This window comes from Serratia sp. D1N4 (genome assembly GCF_054552755.1).
On sequence record NZ_CM137274.1, the window covers coordinates 1,293,158 to 1,309,253 of the forward strand.

Genomic DNA, 16,096 nt, shown 5'->3' on the forward strand with positions numbered 1-16,096 from the left:
ATGGCTCCTGATATCCCCTGGATCTTTGTGTGTATGCGACTTATCGCTTGATTTTAGGTGCTTTGTGGCAGGTTTGCTGTGACCGGTGCCTCTGGGCGGTGAGGTTTCCCCGCCAGATACTGCTCGCGGAAATAATTGAAATGCTCAGCAAGGCCGGTTGCAGCCTGTTCGTCCCCTGCCTGTTGCAACAACGCTGCGGCCACTTCGGCGGTGCAGTGCTGCTCGGTGCGGCTGGCTTCGCGCAGTTGATAACCGGAAGCGGCCAGCACGTTCAGCGAGAAGACCGGGAACTGATTCAGATACGGGCTTTTGCGGAACATCTTGCGCGCTTCAGACCAGGTGCCATCAAGCATGATAAACAAAGGGGGCTTCCCGCCGCTGGGTAATTCACTGAACACCGGGCGATCGGGATCGGCATAGGAAGCTGGGAATACCACGTAAGGCTGGCGTGCAGGATCGTTAATCGCCTCAATTAATCCTGGATCGATTTCGGTACGCGACCAGAGAAATGCCTGGGTATCTGGCAGGATATCGGCGATCAGGCGGCCGGTATTACTGGGCTTGAGCGGTTCGGCTCCGAACATGATCAGGCAGAAGCGGCTGTTGGCCAACTGCGGTTTGATGGTGGCGCACAGGCAGTTTTGCTGTGGCAGCAGGCAATGTTGACAACGCACTGCGCGGCAGCCGCGAGCCCGAAATGGGCGGGTAGCATTGGCTAAACGGAATTGGCGTAGGCGAAGTACGGCGTTGTCGGTCATAACGATCCTGAGAAAAACCGCTATTGTAGCGCAGAAAAAAGCCCGGTGGGAGAACCACTCGGGCTTTAACTGGCACGCTAAACAATGGGCGGCGTAGCCAGGTTTTTTGCGTTAAACTAAATCGTTGAGCCAGTTATCAAATGGCGTTTTCGGCATGGCGCCGTTGAGCATATCGACCATTTTGCCTTCACGGAACATCATGATGGTAGGAATGCTGCGAATGTGGAAACGGGCGCTCAGTTCGGGTTCAGCTTCGGTGTTGACCTTCACGAAGCGCACCTTGCCGGCACGTTCTTCGGCCACATCTTCAAAGATAGGGGCGAAGCTGCGGCACGGGCCACACCATGGGGCCCAGAAATCGACCACCACCGGCAGATCATCCTGCAACAGATGGTCAAGCGTCGCGGCCGTGGCGTTGATCACTTCGCCGTTGAACAATTCATGGCCGCAGCGGCCACATTTAGCGCCATCGGCCAAGCGCTCTTCAGGGACGCGGTTGATGGCATTGCACGCTGCACAAACTGTATTCATGGTTACCTCGGGTGCTGGCGCAGCAGTACAGGCTGCGAATATGTATGCTCAATGTTACTTATTATCGGCAAAAGCGGCGCATTGAACAAAGTGATTTGTTCAATGAGTGTGATAGTTGCTGGCTTTTACGCAAGTTGGTGGCTTAGCGTACCAACATCAGGTAATCTTCGCGCCCTGCGCGTTGGTGGAGAAGACAATGAACGATTCATTTAGTGGCAAGAACGGTAAGGTCAAAGTGATGTACGTCCGTAGTGACGATGACAGCGGCGACAACCGTAACAAGAACAAACGTCCGGACGGCAAAGGTCGCCCGGCTGATAATGCACGCACGGGTGGTCGTACTACTGGCCAGGATAAATCGCGTAGTAATGACCGCCGTGGTGCCGACTCCCGCCGCAGTGAAAGCGATCGTCCTCGCCGCCCGGCGCGCACTGAAGATCGCGGTGGTTATGATTCACCGTGGAAAACCGTGTCCCGTGGCCCGGAAGAAGAACCGGCGTTTGATCACGGTGGCATCAGCGGCAAAAGCTTTATCGATCCAGAGCAGTTGCGCCGCCAGCGTGCAGAAGAAACTCGCGTTTATGGTGAAAATGCCTGTCAGGCGCTGTTCGCCAGCCGTCCAGATGCCATCGTGCGTGCCTGGTTTGTGCAGTCCGTCACGCCGCGTTTTCGCGAAGCGCTGCGCTGGATGGCGGCTAACCGCAAGGCTTACCACGTGGTGGATGAAGAAGAACTGGCAAAAGCTTCCGGTACCGAACACCACGGCGGCGTGTGCTTCCTGATTAAAAAACGTCAGGGCTTGGATGCGCAGACCTATCTGCAAAACGCTCCTGCCAAAGATTGTGTGTTGGCGCTGGAAGAAGTGGGCAACCCGCACAACCTAGGGGCGATCGTGCGTTCGTGCGCGCACTTCGGTGTTAACGCGGTGCTGTTGCAGGATCCGGCCTTGCTGGAGTCGGGCGCAGCGGTGCGCACCGCAGAAGGCGGCGCGGAGCATATCAAGGCGATCAACGCCGATGATTTCCTGTCAGTACTGGATACCTTCCGCAAGGCGGGTTACACCATTGTGACCACTTCCAGCCATAAAGGGACCGCGTTGGCACAGGCCAAACTGCCTGCCAAAATGGTGCTGGTATTGGGCCAGGAACGTGATGGCTTGAGCGACAGCGCTTGGCAGCAGGGCGATATGAGCGTGTCTATCGGTGGAACTGGTAAGGTAGAAAGCCTGAACGTTTCGGTAGCGACCGGTATTCTGCTGGCCGACTGGTGGCGTCAGAATCAGGCGTGATTTTTACGCAGGATAAAAAAACGGGCGCTCACCAGAGCGCCCGTTTTGCTTTTTGGGGATCAGTGAGCGCCACCGCCGCCACCGCCGGAACTGAATGGCGGCTTGGCGAACCACACCAGCGCCAGCAGGACCAGGAACACGCCGGCAGACAGCCAGAAAATCTCGTTAGCCGAGATAATCAGCCCCTGTGCGGTGATCTCATTGGCGATATACGCCGAAGCCTGCTGCTTGCTCATCCCGAGCTGTTCAAGCTTGGTATACATCTCCTGCGACTGTGGGTTGAACGGGGTCACAAACTCCGTCAGCTGCGCATGGTGCATCGATTCACGCCGGGTCCACAAGGTGGTGGTGATCGAGGTACCGATAGAACCCGCCAGCGTACGGAGAAAGTTCGACAGGCTCGACGCGGCGGCAATGCGATCGGGCGGCAATCCTGACAAGGTAATGGTGGTCAGCGGCATAAAGAAGCAGGCGATGGCAAAGCCCTGCACAAACTGCGGCCATGCCGAAGCGCCAAAATCCATCCCCGGTTCAAACGTATAGGCGCGCCAGTAGAAGCACACGGCATACATAATGAAGCTGAAGGTGACCAGGCGGCGCATATCCAGCCGGTTACCGAATTTGCCGATGATAGGCGACAGCAGCACCGGGATCAGCCCCACCGGCGCTGACGCCAAGCCTGCCCAGGTGGCGGTATAGCCATACACCTCCTGTAGCAACTGCGGCAACAGCACAATCGCCCCAAAATACAGCATGTATGCCAGGCTGATACACAGGCAGCCGATGGTAAAGTTGCGCGATTTGAATAACGACAAATCCACCACTGGGTGATCGTCAGTCAACTCCCACACCACCAGGAACACCAGCGCCACCACGGCTACCGCCGTTAGGACGATAATCTCCGTCGAGTTGAACCAGTCCAGCTCTTTACCCTGATCGAGCATGATTTGCAGCGAGCCGATACCCACCACCAGCAGAACCAGCCCAACGGTATCGATCGGTTTGATCTCGGTTTTGGTTTCCCGGCCTTTCAACGTCGACATCGCAGCCAGAATGACAAATAGCCCGATGGGGATATTGATAAAGAAGATCCAGCCCCAGTGATAGTTATCACTGATATACCCGCCAAGAATCGGCCCGAAAATCGGCGCAACGATCACGGTCATCGACCAAAGCGCCAGTGCCATCGCTCGCTTGGCGGGGGGATAGTTGTTCAATAACAAACTTTGCGACAGTGGGATCAGCGGCCCGGCCACCACCCCCTGAATCACGCGGAAGAAGATCAGCATGCCCAGGCTGTTGGAGATACCACACAGCCAAGAGGCGAGGACGAACAGCGCCGTGGACCACAGGAACAGGCGCACTTCACCGATACGCTTCGCCAACCAACCGGTGATCGGAATGGAGATGGCGTTCGCCACCCCAAACGAGGTAATCACCCAGGTGCCCTGCGAGGTGGAAGACCCGAGGTTACCGGCGATGGTTGGTATTGCAACGTTGGCAATGGTGGAGTCCAGTACCTGCATAAAGGTCGCCATAGCCAGCGCGATCGTCATCCAGGCGAGCTGGGCACCTTCAAGCGGTTTTTGTGCCAAGGTAGCCTCCCGCGCGCTTAACCTGCGTTTGCATGGATCACATCGGCGATCATCTGGTCAACGGGTGCCAGATCCAGCATCAGTGCGCTGGTTTCATAGCGAGGTTGTTCGCGCACCACGTTGGAGAGAATCTGCCCATCGCGATTGCTGGTGTCGATGGTGACCAAGGTCGAAAGGCCGATCCGCAGCGGATGTTCAGCAATCTGCTCGGGATCCAACTCAATACGCACCGGTAAACGCTGTACGACTTTGATCCAGTTACCGGTGGCGTTTTGCGCTGGCAGCAGCGAGAAGGCACTGCCGGTCCCCATATCGATACCCACCACTTTACCCTTGAACACCACGTCACTGCCGTAAACGTCGCTGATCACGGTAGCCGGTTGGCCAATACGCATATTGGCGATCTGAGTTTCTTTAAAGTTGGCATCGATCCAGAGATGATCGGCCGGAACCACCGCCATCAGCGGCGTTCCTGGCGAGATCTGCGCGCCGACCTGCACGCTGCGGCGCGAGACAAAGCCGGTAATCGGGCTGATCACGCGGGTACGTTGCAGCGCCATCCAGGCATCACGCATCTGCGCGGCCGCCTGCAAAATAGCGGGCTGTTTTGCCAGCGGGGTATTCAGCACCATCGCCTGATTGGCGTTGTATTGCTGTACCGCCACTTCCAGCGTCGCTTTGGCACTGTCTACCGCTTCGCGTGCGTGCTGTAATTCTTCGCGGCCAATCGCATCCACGCTGCCCAGCACCACACGGCGCTTGAGATCGTTTTCAGCCTTGCTCAGTTCAGATTTGCGCAGCGCAATGTTGGCCTGATACTGCTTACTGTTGATCACCAGTTGATGCGTTTGGCGCACGCTGTTGGCCAGCGCGGTTTTGGCGCGTTCAAACGCCTGTTCGGCATCGGTAGGGTCGAGCGTCAGCAGAACATCCCCTTTCCGCACGAAATCCGTGCTGTCGAAGGTTACACTGTTCACGCTGCCGGACACCTGCGCCATGATTTGCACCTGATTACCGGCGACATAGGCGTTATCCGTTTCCTGATGATGACGCAGCACCAGGAACCAATACACTAAATAGGCCACCCCAATAACAATAAAAATAACCGTCAGCAGCAGCAGCCAAAATTTACGCTGCTTCTTTTTGCCCTTCGGTTGCTGCGAGGGTTGAATCTCCGCGCTTGCACTCATGGTGTTCTCCACGCTCTCTATTTATAGATATTTACTAGGCTTTCGAATCCGCCGCCGGGGCTTGATAGCCACCGCCTAGCGCACGAACCAATCCTATCTTCGCCTGCATCAGATTGCTGTTGGCGCTCAGTTCCGCCTGTTGCTGCTGTAATAGCTGCGTCTGGCTGGTCAACAGTTCGTCGCGCCCGATGATCCCTGCCCGGTATCGGGCGTTAGCGACTCGGTACACCTGCTGCACGGATTCGGCCGCCGCAGCCGCCTGTTGCAGTTGCTTGGCACGGCTTTGCTGAACAGTAATGGCATCGGCCGTCTCCCGTACCGCATTCAGGATAGTTTGGTTATAGGATTCCACCGCTTCATCATAGAGTGCAGATTCCTCACCCAGCTTGCTGCGCAGCGCACCGGCGTGGAAGATCGGCAAAGAGATCGCCGGCATCACGCTCCAGGCTTGGCTCGCCGCTTCAAGCAGATTCGGGCTGGTACCACCCACATTGGTGGTGTTCAAACCGGCAAAGGCTGAAATCGACAGGCTGGGGTAAAACTCTTTACGCGCCGCACTGACGCGCTGGTTGTATGACTCCACCAGTTGGCGCTGTGCCGCGATGTCCGGGCGTTTGCCCAGTAAATCGGCGGTCAGTTCACCTTTCGGGGCCAACAGCGCCTCAGCGGGCAATGCCACCGGATGCAGAGCCTGCATCGTATTCGGGCCCTGGCCCGCTAATGCCGCCAGTTGGTGCTTAAGCTGTTCAATCTGTGACTGCAACTGGATGATTTTCTGCTTGGCGCCGTCGGCCTGTGCCAGCGTTTGCTGCGGAATATCAACGCCGTAGATCCCGGCTTTGTATTGCTGCTGGCGTAGATCGGCCAGACGCTGGTTGTTGTCTACTTCCTGTTGCAGTACTTTTTCCAGCGCATAATTTGCCTGCAACTGGTAATACGCCGAGGCCACCGAACTGGTCAATGTCAGTGCCGCCTGTGCCTGTTCGGCGCGTGCGGCGTCGACCTGGGCGTTTGCCGCGTTCACCCGATCGCGATATTTGCCCCACCAGTCGAATTCGTAGGCCAGATTCAGGCCCAGTGAATTACTGGTTTCATAAATGGGTGATGTCGGGTAGCCGAAACCCTGATTGGTGTTTTGCGATACACGCAGGCGATCGCTGCTGGCGTTGAGATCCAGGTTCGGGCCGTTGGCGGCACTGGCTTCACCGACCACGCTCTGGGCTTCACGCACGCGGGCGGCCGCTTGTTTGAGCGACGGTGAGCTTTGCAGCGTTTGGGTCATCAGCGCATCAAGCTGTGGGTCATTCAGCGTGCGCCACCACTGTGGGCTAACGGCCAGTGAACTGACTTTAGGCTGTGCAAGTTGCAGGTGTTGCGGATCCATCAGTTTGGATTGTGGGGCGATATTGTCGGTAGATGCACACCCCGCCAGCAGTAAAACAGCGCACAGCGGGGTGAATCTCCAGTTTAACGGGGATCGCATAAATTAATTACCTGAACAGAAATTAGGGTGATAACTGTTCTGAAACTTCCATCTGATCCAGGCGTACCAAGAGTTTACGCGTCAGTTTTTCAAGCTGCTGCTGCTCTTCGTCATTCAGCGTGGACCAGAGGAAATGCAGACATTTGTGCTGCGGCGGCAGCAGTTGGCCGATAAACGCCTCTCCGGCAGGAGTCAGATGCAAATGCAGGCACCGGCGGTCATTGTCGCTTTCCCGGCGCTCAATCCAACCGCGTTTCTCCAGTTCATCGGCAATGCGGGTCGCATTAGTGCGTGAAGAACCCAAGGCTGAGCTTAGCTCAGAAGGTTGAATGCTGTGGCTTTCTTGCGCATCCAACGTAATGAGCGCCATAAACAAGGTTTCGTTGATTCCCTGTGCTTTCAGCATTTTATTGCGATTTTCCAGCAGCTTGCTTTGCATGTGCATGCAAAGGCGAGTCAGCAGAATTTCCTGGTAAGGGAAGTTTGCCTGGCGTTTAGCGCGGAAATTAAGCATTTGTTCTATGGGCGTAAACGAACTTTCCATAATCTTTAGCCTCATTAATTTCGTTCGGTATAGTAACGATAGTGATTAATAATGTAAATCTTCAGCAAGGGGAATAATTTAGCAATTCGTGTCATTTGTAAGCCATTTGTAAATGATTAACATCACAATCTATATGGCTTTGTGAGTAAAGACACAAATTCAGTTTTACCGCTGATTGAAATACATAAGATTTATTTACTGAATGCAGAAGAGTTCCGCAGCGTTCTGTATTGGCGGAAGGAATGACAAGGGAACAGAAAGCTACGGCAACAGGGTTTTGCATGAGTATTCGAGTCACAGAATATATACCCGCTATTCTTTAATCTGCGGCAATGGGGCGCGTTTTAACCCCATTTTACTGGGGAATAAACTCCCTGAGATTGACTCAGCCACCATCGATCTGCATTTTGAAGGCTATCGGGTATAGGGCACTAATAATTTATCCCGATAACAATACCAGAGAGTTAGTGTGGTTTATACTCTCTGGTATTTAATAAATTACAAAAATAACTATATGTTTGCTAACTAAGAAATTACCGATCCCTGTGGATCATGACGTTTCCCTCGCCACCAGGTCAGCAGATTCAGCAGGCACAAAATACCCCCAATAGCCGCGACGCCATTCCAGCCCGCATGTTGATAAGCGGTGGCGGAAAGCACGGAACCCAGCGCTCCACCAATGAAATAGCTGGTCATATAGCCTGCGGTCAGGCGATTGCGAGCTTCCGGCATAATGCGGTAAATCACGCTTTGATTGGTGACATGCACGCCTTGGACAGCCAGATCGAGCACGAGAATGCCGATAATCAAGGCCCACAGGGAGTCTTTCGCCAGTGCGATCGGGATCCAGGACAGCAATAGCAGTATCAGACCTATGCTGGTGGTCAGCCCGGCTTTACCTTTATCCGCCAGGTGCCCGGCGCGTGACGCTGCCAGAGCACCGGCCGCACCCACCAGGCCAAACAGACCAATCACCCCTTCGGAATAGTTAAACGGCGGCGCGGCTAACAGGAACGCCATTGAGGTCCACAAAATGCTGAAATTGGCGAATGACAGCGCGCCGATAATGGCGCGGGTGCGCAATAGCGGCGTGAAGCAGAACAGCGAGAAAATGGATTTCAGCAACTGTGGGTAATTGAGGCCAGAATGCAGTTTATAGCGTGGCAAGGCGCGCCACAGGATCAGCGCCATCAGGATCATCAGCACGCTGGCAACCCAGTAAATGGTGCGCCAGCCGCCGATGGCCGCCAGAGCCCCGGCAACGGTACGCGCCAGCAGGATCCCCAGCAGCAGACCACTCATAATTATGCCGACGGTTTTACCGCGTTTCTCCGGGCGGGCCAGCGTAGCGGCCAACGGCACCAGCAACTGAGCCACCACCGAGAACAACCCGGTGAGGGCGGTCCCCAGGATCATCATGGATAAGGTGCTGGATGCGGCGGTGATCAGCATGCCACCGGCGGCCAGCAGCGTCATAAACACGATCAGCCCGCGGCGTTCAAACATATCGCCAAGCGGCACCAGAAACAGCAGGCCCACCGCATAGCCCAACTGCGCGGCAGTGACGATAAATCCGGCCTGATTGACCGACAGATTAAAACTTTGCGCAATGGTTTCCAGCAACGGTTGGGCATAGTAGTTACTGGCGACGGCCAGGCCGGTAGCCATGGCGATGATAAGGGTTAATACCGGGCTCAGGCCCTGATTTTCGGTTTGCGGGTTCATCGGTGTTCAGTCAAAGAAATAGTCAGTGGTGCAGAGTATCGGGTAAGGCAGGTTGTTAAAACAATGTTTAATTCTAGCTGATTCCAAAACCGCATAACGGTTTGAGCTGTTTACCTACAGTGGAAAGGGCGCAGCGTGCTGCGCCCACAAACGGCTGACAAAGCAGGTTATTAGGGGGAGCGTACCGAAGGGGTCGTAACGGCGTAAGCCGTCGGAGTGCCCCTCGATGCGCTAGACCCGGGTATCTCGGGCTAGAAGGCGACTGTGTCATCAAACTCAGGGCGCAGCGTGCTGTGCCCACTGGAATGTTATGACTTTGCCGCTTCTGCGGCGGTTTTCACCCAGCCATCGAAGGTTGCCTGGTGGGCTTTGATCCAACCATTGACGTGGTTCTGAATGTCCGCCTGCGAGGCTTGGCCTTCATGCATCCGCAGGTTTTGCGCATTCACATCGGCAATCGGCAATTTCATGATGGAGAACAGCTTAGCCGCCGCCGGGTTGGCCAGCGCCCACTGCTTGTTGGCGGCAATCCGCATGGTATTGACCGGGAAACCATAGTTGGCACCGTTTGGCAGCTTGGTGTCTATGCCTTTCTGGTCACCCGGCAGGGATGAGAAGGGCACTTGCAGCCAAACCACATCGCGGCCCGGCACCAGCACATCACTGACCCAGTAAGGGGTCCAGGCGTAGTAGAGTATCGGCTTGCCTTCCTTGAAGCGGGTAATGGTATCGGCAATGATCGCGGCATAGTTGCCCTGGTTATGCTCGACGGTATCGCTCAGGCCGTAGGCTTTAATATGATGGTTAATCATCGCCTCACAACCCCAACCTGGCGTACAGCCGGTCAGATCGGCCTTGCCGTCACCGTTGGTATCAAACAGCTTGGCAATTTTCGGGTCTTTTAGCTGCTCGACGTTGGTGATCTGATACTGGTCGGCGGTTTTTTTGTCGATCAGGTAACCCTGTGCCGCGCCGTTGACGTAAACCCCTTCACGATACAGTTTGTCATCGCCACCGACGGCACGGTACTGATCGGCCTGAAGTGGATCCCAGTTCACGGCGATAAAGGTGGCATCGCCAGCCGCGATCGAGGTGTAAGCCACGTTGTAATCCACCTCGCGGATCTCTTTCACGTCATAGCCGAGTTTTTCCAGCGCTTTGCTGACCAGCAACGTCTGGAAGGTTTCTTCAGAAATGGTGCTTTGTACCGGTTGGACCGCAATACCTCTTCCCGGCAAATCAGCAGCGGAGGCAACCTGTGAGCCAATCAGTGTGGTAAGGGCAATTGCCCAGATTCCTGTGGTGCGCATAGTTATTCCTCTAGTTTTTTGATAGCCCGCCGGGGCAAAGCGCCACCGGCGGTAAAGACAGACTACTGACAAAGCCCGTTATTAGGGAGAGCGTGCCGAAGGGGTCGTAGCGGCGTAAGCCGCCGGAGTGCCCCAAGGTGCGCGAGATCCGGGTATCTCGGGCTAAAAGGCTACGTTATCAGCAGCCTCGTTAGGCTTTTTTGATAAATGGACGCGTCATCAGCCCGATAGGGCCGTGGGCATACCAACGGCCGATCCCTTTGCTGCGGCGATCGCGGCCCAGCGACTGGGTAAGGCGATCGAGAATAATCGCCAGAATGACAATCCCGACCCCACCGACGGCGGCCAGCCCCATATCCAGGCGGCCAATCCCGCGCAGCACCATCTGGCCCAGACCTCCGACAGCGATCATTGAGGCGATCACCACCATCGACAGCGCCAGCATCAGCGTCTGGTTAACGCCAGCCATAATGGTCGGCATGGCCAGCGGCAGTTGCACTTTAAACAGCAACTGACGCGGGCTGGCACCGAAAGATTCGGCGGCTTCGATCAGATCTTCCGGCACCTGATTGATGCCCAAAATGGTCAGGCGCACAATCGGCGGCAGCGCGAAGATAATGGTCACTACCACTCCAGGCACGTTACCGATACCGAACAGCATGACGATCGGCACCAGATAAACGAAGGCCGGTGTGGTTTGCATGGCATCAAGCAGCGGCCGTATCACTTTGGCGGCGCGCTTGCTGCGTGCCAGCCAAATGCCCAACGGCAGCCCGATAAGGAGGCAGAAGAACAGCGCAGTGAGCACCAGCGCCAGCGTGACCATGGCCTGCGACCAGGCACCGATCGCGCCGATGGCCACCAGCGAAACCAGCGTGGCGGCACCCATACCCAGGCTGGTGATCTGCCAGGCGATCAGCGAGAACAGCACAATGGCGATCGGGGCTGGCATACCCAACAGCAACTGCTGGAAACCGCTGAGGATGAAGTCTACCGGCACGCGAATGCCCTGGAACAGCGGGCGGAAATGCTGCACCACCCAGCCGATGCCTTCGGTGACCCAGGAGTCCAGCGGGATCCAGGTGTTATGGAAAGGGTCGAGCAGGCTGAAACTCTCTGGCTGAGCCGGAGCGCTGTTCAGCCAGTCGGCCCCTTGTGCGGCCTGAGTGGCGGCATCGTGAGAGCCCGCAGACGCTGCGCCGTCTACCGGTGCGCCGGTAGACCAGGGGTCGCTGCTGGTGGCTGCGCTGGCATCGTTAGCTGTTGTGGAAGCAGTCGCCCACGGATCCTGTTGATTACTCATTCGTTGGGCCCTCTTTGTCTAAAGCCTGCAACAGCATGGCCTTGGAAATGATTCCGATATAGTTGTTATTTTCCCCCACCACCGGCACGGCACAGGGTGCTTGCGCTACCAGTGAGATCAATTCACTCAGCGGCATATCCGCAGGCACGGGGAACGGGGTATCCAGCAGCGCATCGTCCAGCGTTTGCTTGGCCGCCAGCGCCTGTTTGAGCGAGTCTATCGACACCACGCCGATAAATTTCTCTCCGCGTTCAACCACATAACCATAGTCGCGGTCTTCTTCGCGCAGCAGTTGCAGTGCCGAACGCGGGCCGAAACCGTGGGTTTTACGAATCAGGGTTACCGGGCGGCGCTGGGCGATATCTTTCGCACTGAAAACGTGGCTGACATCCACGCCGCGGAAGAAGGCTCGAACGTAATCATTGGCCGGATTATTTAATATTTCGTCCGGTGTCCCTACCTGAATCACTTCGCCACCTTGCATAATCGCAATGCGATCGCCAATACGCATGGCTTCATCCAGATCGTGGGAAATAAACACGATGGTGCGCTGATGTTTATCCTGCAATTTGACTAATTCATCCTGCATTTCAGCACGAATTAATGGATCGAGCGCAGAGAAAGCTTCATCCATTAACAATATATCCGGATTATTCGCCAGAGCGCGGGCTAATCCCACCCGTTGACGCATACCTCCAGAGAGTTCATCAGGGTAAGAGTTGGCATAATTTTCCAACCCAACCTGATGCAATGCATCCAACGCTTTTTCCTGACGTTCTTGTAACGGTACGCCCGCTAATTCCATGCCAAAAGCGGTATTATTTAATACGTTCAGGTGTGGCATTAAAGCGAATGATTGGAACACCATACTGATCTTATTTCGCCGCACGGTACGCAATGCCGTGTCGGATATTTGGGCGATATCTTCGCCGTCAATCAGTACCTGACCGCGCGTGGGTTCTATCAGACGATTGAGAAGGCGTACCAGGGTGGATTTACCGGAACCGGAAAGCCCCATGATGACAAATATCTCGCCTTCTTCAATGGCCAGAGAGGCGTTTTTTACGCCAAGTGATAATCCCGTTTTTTCCAGTATCTGATCTTTTGTCAGGCCGCGTTTAAGCAGCTTAAATGCCCGTTCGGGGTTTTCACCAAATATCTTATATAAGTTCTTTACTTCAAGTTTAATAGCCATGCAAATATCTGCTTCCTGTGATGTATTATCAAATGATAAAAATTTCCTAATAGAAAATAAGAGAGCCATATACCCTAACATACTGACAGTCTGAGACAACCCTTAATGTCAATGTAATGGGATATTTGCAGTTTACCGTATTGGTTAATTTGGCTACTTCAGACAGGTTGATATTGCCTAATTATCTGTGTTTTTTGCGGGTAATTAGTGGCTGTAATCTATGGGTAATATTGGCCAATTAATGCACGCATATTAAAGCGCTGCGTGCATTAATTATTCGCTGAGAGAGCGGCAGATTTACCGCCTGAATTTAAAGCGTTGGTTCTTCGGCGGCGGCCGACGTCACCACCAGTTCTACCTGCTGCTGTTGCAGCAGTGTTCCCAGTGATAGCGGCGGTGGTGAGTCGGTAAATAACGCCGTTACCTGGCGGGTATTACCAATTTCTACCGCTGCGGAAGTGTGGAATTTAGTGTGATCCGCTGCCAGCAGAATATGGCGCGAATGGGCCATCATCGCTTTCACTACGCTGGACTCATTGACATCGAATTCCAACAGATCGCCATTCGCCTCGATCGCCCCTACGCTGGTGATCAAATAATCGGCGCGAAACCCTTCAACAAAAGTCACCGCGCTGGGGCCGATAATGCCGCCGTTATTCGGCCGGAGAGTGCCGCCCGGTACCATCACCTCAAACTCCGTATTTTTATACAGAATATGCGCCACCCGCAGGCTGTTGGTGATAATCCGCAGATGACTGTGGTTCATCAGCGCGCGGGCGATATGCTCAACCGTGGTGCCGATGGTGATAAATACCGTGGAGCGATCGGGAATGTAATCGGCGATCGCTTCCGCAATGGCGATTTTTTCTTCGGTGTAAGAGAGCTCACGCTGCTCAAAAGCAGTATTAACCACGCTGGAGGCGCGCCCCGCGCCGCCGTGGTGGCGTGTAATCAGCCCCTGTTCGCTTAGCTTGCGGATATCGCGCCGTACCGTCTGGGTTGAAACCGCCAGCAACTGGGCCAGTTCGTCGATATTCATGTAGCCGCGTTTGGCGATCAACTGAATCAGCTGATCGTGGCGCGGGTTGCCGGTAAGTTCAGTCAGACTCATGTTCAGCTCTCTTCAATATTGTCATCAGTTGATCATTTTATACAAAACTGTCCAGGAAAGAGTCTGTTTGATCACAGTTGGGGATGCCTGCGCGCCCGCCGGGGCGGGTACACTTCAGCGCGGCAACGGCATTAGCATAGCGTACCGCCTGCGCGATATCCGGCTGCGAGCCCAGCGCGACCGCCAGTGCGCCGTGGAAAACGTCGCCAGCGCCAGTGGTATCCACCACCTCAACCTTAAAGCCGGGCTGATGTTTTAACCGATCGTTTTCCAGCCAGAAACAGCCCTGTTTCCCCTGTGTGACATAAACCTGTCCGTTTTTGTCATTTTTTGCTAACCGTAACCCTTTTTCAACCTCAGTTGCTCCGGTCATACGCACTAATCCTGGTTCGGAAAAGGCGGCGTGATCGGCCAACGCCACCAGCGGGCGGATGTCCTGCGGCGTCACGTCGGCATCCAGCAGCGTAGTGACCCCGGCACGCCGTGCCAGCGTAAAGGCCGCCAGCGCCCCCTGATGCCAGCGCACGTCTGCCAGCACCACGTCGTACTGGCTAAAGTCGATCTCGCTCAGCCAGCCAGCGTCCTCTGGCAGATCCGGGCTCGGGTGGTTGATGATAATACGTTCCCCTTGCGCATCCACCAGCACCGCCGACTGTGACGATCGCGCCTGCGGATAGCGGCGGGTGTAACCGACATTGACGCCATAGCTGGCTAACTCTGCCAGCAAAACCTGCCCGGTGGCGTCGTCGCCAACGCGGCCAATGAAATCGACCTTCGCACCCAGCCTGGCAGCCGCAACGGCGGCGGTTGCCGCCGGGCCACCGCCGATTTCACGGTAATCGTTGGCGACATATTTCCCGCCCCCTTGCGGCAACTTCTCTACGTAATACAAACGGTCTTGCACCGTAATACCTACACAGGCAATGCGAGTCATGGTCTGGATCCTCTGTTGTTAGCAAAACGGTTTTCGCCAAAAAGTGGCGGCCGATCACGATGCCACCATTTTAATTTTCTCAAATGTTAAAAGAGTGACGCGTGTCAATTTTTTGACTATAAATTACAAATACGATCAAAAACAGACAAAAACGGTCTGGTTTGTGGCCGGTAAGTTGACACAAAGCGGACAACCGTAACGAACAGGAGAGAACCATGGCACAGATCGCATTTATCGGGCTAGGGCAAATGGGAGCACCGATGGCCAGCAACCTGATTAAACAGGGCCACCGGCTGAGCGTTTTTGATATCAGCCCAGCGGCGGTCAACGCCTTGGTGGCACAAGGGGCAACAGCGGCAGCCAGCCCGGCACAGGCGGCGCTGGATGCCGAAGTGGTGATCACCATGCTGCCGAACGGCGATCTGGTGCGTGAAGTGTTGTTCGGTGCCGAAGGCGTATGCAGCACGTTGTCGCCTGCGGCACTGGTGATCGACATGTCCACCATTCATCCGCTGCAAACCGACCGGCTGATTGCCGACATGCAGGCACGCGGTTTCAGCCTGATGGACGCCCCGGTAGGGCGCACCTCCGATCACGCACAGGCGGGCACCTTGCTGATTCTGGCCGGTGGCACTGCCGAACAGGTACAGCGTGCTACGCCAGTGCTGATGGCGATGGGCTCAGAGCTGATCAACGCCGGTGGGCCGGGCATGGGCATCCGCGTGAAGCTGATCAACAACTACATGAGCATTGCGCTCAACGCGCTGTCGGCCGAAGCGGCGGTGCTGTGTGAAGCCTTGGGGCTGTCGTTCGACGTGGCGCTGCAAGTGATGAGCGGCACGCCAGCAGGCAAAGGGCATTTCACCACCACCTGGCCGAACAAGGTGCTGAAGGGCGATCTCAGCCCGGCATTTATGATCGACTTGGCGCACAAAGATTTGGGGATTGCGTTGGATGTCGCCAACCAGTTGCACGTTGCCATACCGTTGGGCGCGGCGGCGCGCGAAGTATACAGCCAGGCGCGCGCCAGCGGGCGCGGGCGTCAGGATTGGAGCGCCATTCTGGAGCAGGTTCGCGCGGCTTCTGGCCTGGCAGGCAAACATTAATTGATATCACAAGCGCCTGATAT

General features: G+C 55.5%; 14 protein-coding genes. 2 read left to right on the forward strand and 12 right to left on the reverse strand.

Annotation, left to right across the window (positions count from 1 at the left end; translation table 11 throughout):
* Positions 1-53: 53 nt before the first annotated feature.
* Together ACX1CU_RS05510 and trxC are read right to left on the reverse strand one after the other, a co-directional pair.
* The gene (locus tag ACX1CU_RS05510; protein ID WP_459401597.1) at positions 54-758 is read right to left on the reverse strand and encodes a tRNA-uridine aminocarboxypropyltransferase; all 705 of its coding nucleotides are present in this window, start codon (positions 756-758) and stop codon (positions 54-56) included.
* A gap of 111 nt (positions 759-869) precedes the next feature.
* Positions 870-1,289 (reverse strand): thioredoxin TrxC, encoded by a 420-nt coding sequence (trxC, locus tag ACX1CU_RS05515; protein ID WP_459401598.1) that lies wholly within the window; start codon positions 1,287-1,289, stop codon positions 870-872.
* A 196-nt stretch (positions 1,290-1,485) separates the two neighbouring features.
* Between trxC and ACX1CU_RS05520 the strand changes: the two genes are divergently transcribed.
* Positions 1,486-2,577, forward strand: coding sequence for a tRNA/rRNA methyltransferase (locus ACX1CU_RS05520; protein WP_459401599.1), 1,092 nt, complete (start codon positions 1,486-1,488; stop codon positions 2,575-2,577).
* 59 nt (positions 2,578-2,636) lie between these two features.
* Here the strand turns inward: ACX1CU_RS05520 and emrB are convergent, their stop codons facing one another.
* From emrB to ACX1CU_RS05570, 10 genes are all read right to left on the reverse strand, one after another.
* Entirely contained in the window at positions 2,637-4,172 is a 1,536-nt protein-coding gene (emrB, locus tag ACX1CU_RS05525; RefSeq protein ID WP_459401600.1) for a multidrug efflux MFS transporter permease subunit EmrB, read from the reverse strand.
* Between the two features lie 17 nt (positions 4,173-4,189).
* Entirely contained in the window at positions 4,190-5,362 is a 1,173-nt protein-coding gene (emrA, locus tag ACX1CU_RS05530; protein WP_459401601.1) for a multidrug efflux MFS transporter periplasmic adaptor subunit EmrA, read from the reverse strand.
* 34 nt (positions 5,363-5,396) lie between these two features.
* Positions 5,397-6,845 (reverse strand): efflux transporter outer membrane subunit, encoded by a 1,449-nt coding sequence (locus ACX1CU_RS05535; protein WP_459401602.1) that lies wholly within the window; start codon positions 6,843-6,845, stop codon positions 5,397-5,399.
* A 22-nt stretch (positions 6,846-6,867) separates the two neighbouring features.
* The gene (gene mprA, locus ACX1CU_RS05540; protein ID WP_459401603.1) at positions 6,868-7,389 is read right to left on the reverse strand and encodes a transcriptional repressor MprA; all 522 of its coding nucleotides are present in this window, start codon (positions 7,387-7,389) and stop codon (positions 6,868-6,870) included.
* Positions 7,390-7,914: 525 nt separating this feature from the next.
* Positions 7,915-9,114, reverse strand: a complete 1,200-nt coding sequence (locus ACX1CU_RS05545) for an MFS transporter (RefSeq protein WP_459401604.1) — start codon at positions 9,112-9,114, stop codon at positions 7,915-7,917.
* Between the two features lie 308 nt (positions 9,115-9,422).
* A complete protein-coding gene (gene proX / locus ACX1CU_RS05550; RefSeq protein ID WP_459401605.1) occupies positions 9,423-10,424 on the reverse strand; it encodes a glycine betaine/L-proline ABC transporter substrate-binding protein ProX in 1,002 nt (333 codons plus the stop codon).
* A 190-nt stretch (positions 10,425-10,614) separates the two neighbouring features.
* The gene (gene proW, locus ACX1CU_RS05555; RefSeq protein ID WP_459401606.1) at positions 10,615-11,727 is read right to left on the reverse strand and encodes a glycine betaine/L-proline ABC transporter permease ProW; all 1,113 of its coding nucleotides are present in this window, start codon (positions 11,725-11,727) and stop codon (positions 10,615-10,617) included.
* Entirely contained in the window at positions 11,720-12,922 is a 1,203-nt protein-coding gene (gene proV, locus ACX1CU_RS05560) for a glycine betaine/L-proline ABC transporter ATP-binding protein ProV (RefSeq protein ID WP_459401607.1), read from the reverse strand. Before proV ends, proW begins: the two co-directional genes overlap by 8 nt.
* 310 nt (positions 12,923-13,232) lie before the next feature.
* A complete protein-coding gene (locus ACX1CU_RS05565; protein WP_459401608.1) occupies positions 13,233-14,033 on the reverse strand; it encodes a DeoR/GlpR family DNA-binding transcription regulator in 801 nt (266 codons plus the stop codon).
* A gap of 37 nt (positions 14,034-14,070) precedes the next feature.
* Positions 14,071-14,967, reverse strand: coding sequence for a sugar kinase (locus ACX1CU_RS05570; RefSeq protein WP_459401609.1), 897 nt, complete (start codon positions 14,965-14,967; stop codon positions 14,071-14,073).
* Positions 14,968-15,182: 215 nt separating this feature from the next.
* On the opposite strand from ACX1CU_RS05570, the gene yihU reads away from it, so the two are divergent.
* Complete coding sequence (gene yihU / locus ACX1CU_RS05575) at positions 15,183-16,073, forward strand: sulfolactaldehyde 3-reductase (protein WP_459401610.1); 891 nt, start codon at positions 15,183-15,185, stop codon at positions 16,071-16,073.
* Positions 16,074-16,096: the final 23 nt, after the last annotated feature.

Coding starts and splice junctions, on each gene's coding strand:
- ACX1CU_RS05510 (WP_459401597.1), bottom strand. CDS start 758: ATGACCGACAACGCCGTACTTCGCCTACGCCAATTCCGTTTAGCCAAT.
- trxC (WP_459401598.1), bottom strand. CDS start 1,289: ATGAATACAGTTTGTGCAGCGTGCAATGCCATCAACCGCGTCCCTGAA.
- ACX1CU_RS05520 (WP_459401599.1), top strand. CDS start 1,486: ATGAACGATTCATTTAGTGGCAAGAACGGTAAGGTCAAAGTGATGTAC.
- emrA (WP_459401601.1), bottom strand. CDS start 5,362: ATGAGTGCAAGCGCGGAGATTCAACCCTCGCAGCAACCGAAGGGCAAA.
- ACX1CU_RS05535 (WP_459401602.1), bottom strand. CDS start 6,845: ATGCGATCCCCGTTAAACTGGAGATTCACCCCGCTGTGCGCTGTTTTA.
- mprA (WP_459401603.1), bottom strand. CDS start 7,389: ATGGAAAGTTCGTTTACGCCCATAGAACAAATGCTTAATTTCCGCGCT.
- ACX1CU_RS05545 (WP_459401604.1), bottom strand. CDS start 9,114: ATGAACCCGCAAACCGAAAATCAGGGCCTGAGCCCGGTATTAACCCTT.
- proX (WP_459401605.1), bottom strand. CDS start 10,424: ATGCGCACCACAGGAATCTGGGCAATTGCCCTTACCACACTGATTGGC.
- proW (WP_459401606.1), bottom strand. CDS start 11,727: ATGAGTAATCAACAGGATCCGTGGGCGACTGCTTCCACAACAGCTAAC.
- proV (WP_459401607.1), bottom strand. CDS start 12,922: ATGGCTATTAAACTTGAAGTAAAGAACTTATATAAGATATTTGGTGAA.
- ACX1CU_RS05565 (WP_459401608.1), bottom strand. CDS start 14,033: ATGAGTCTGACTGAACTTACCGGCAACCCGCGCCACGATCAGCTGATT.
- ACX1CU_RS05570 (WP_459401609.1), bottom strand. CDS start 14,967: ATGACTCGCATTGCCTGTGTAGGTATTACGGTGCAAGACCGTTTGTAT.
- yihU (WP_459401610.1), top strand. CDS start 15,183: ATGGCACAGATCGCATTTATCGGGCTAGGGCAAATGGGAGCACCGATG.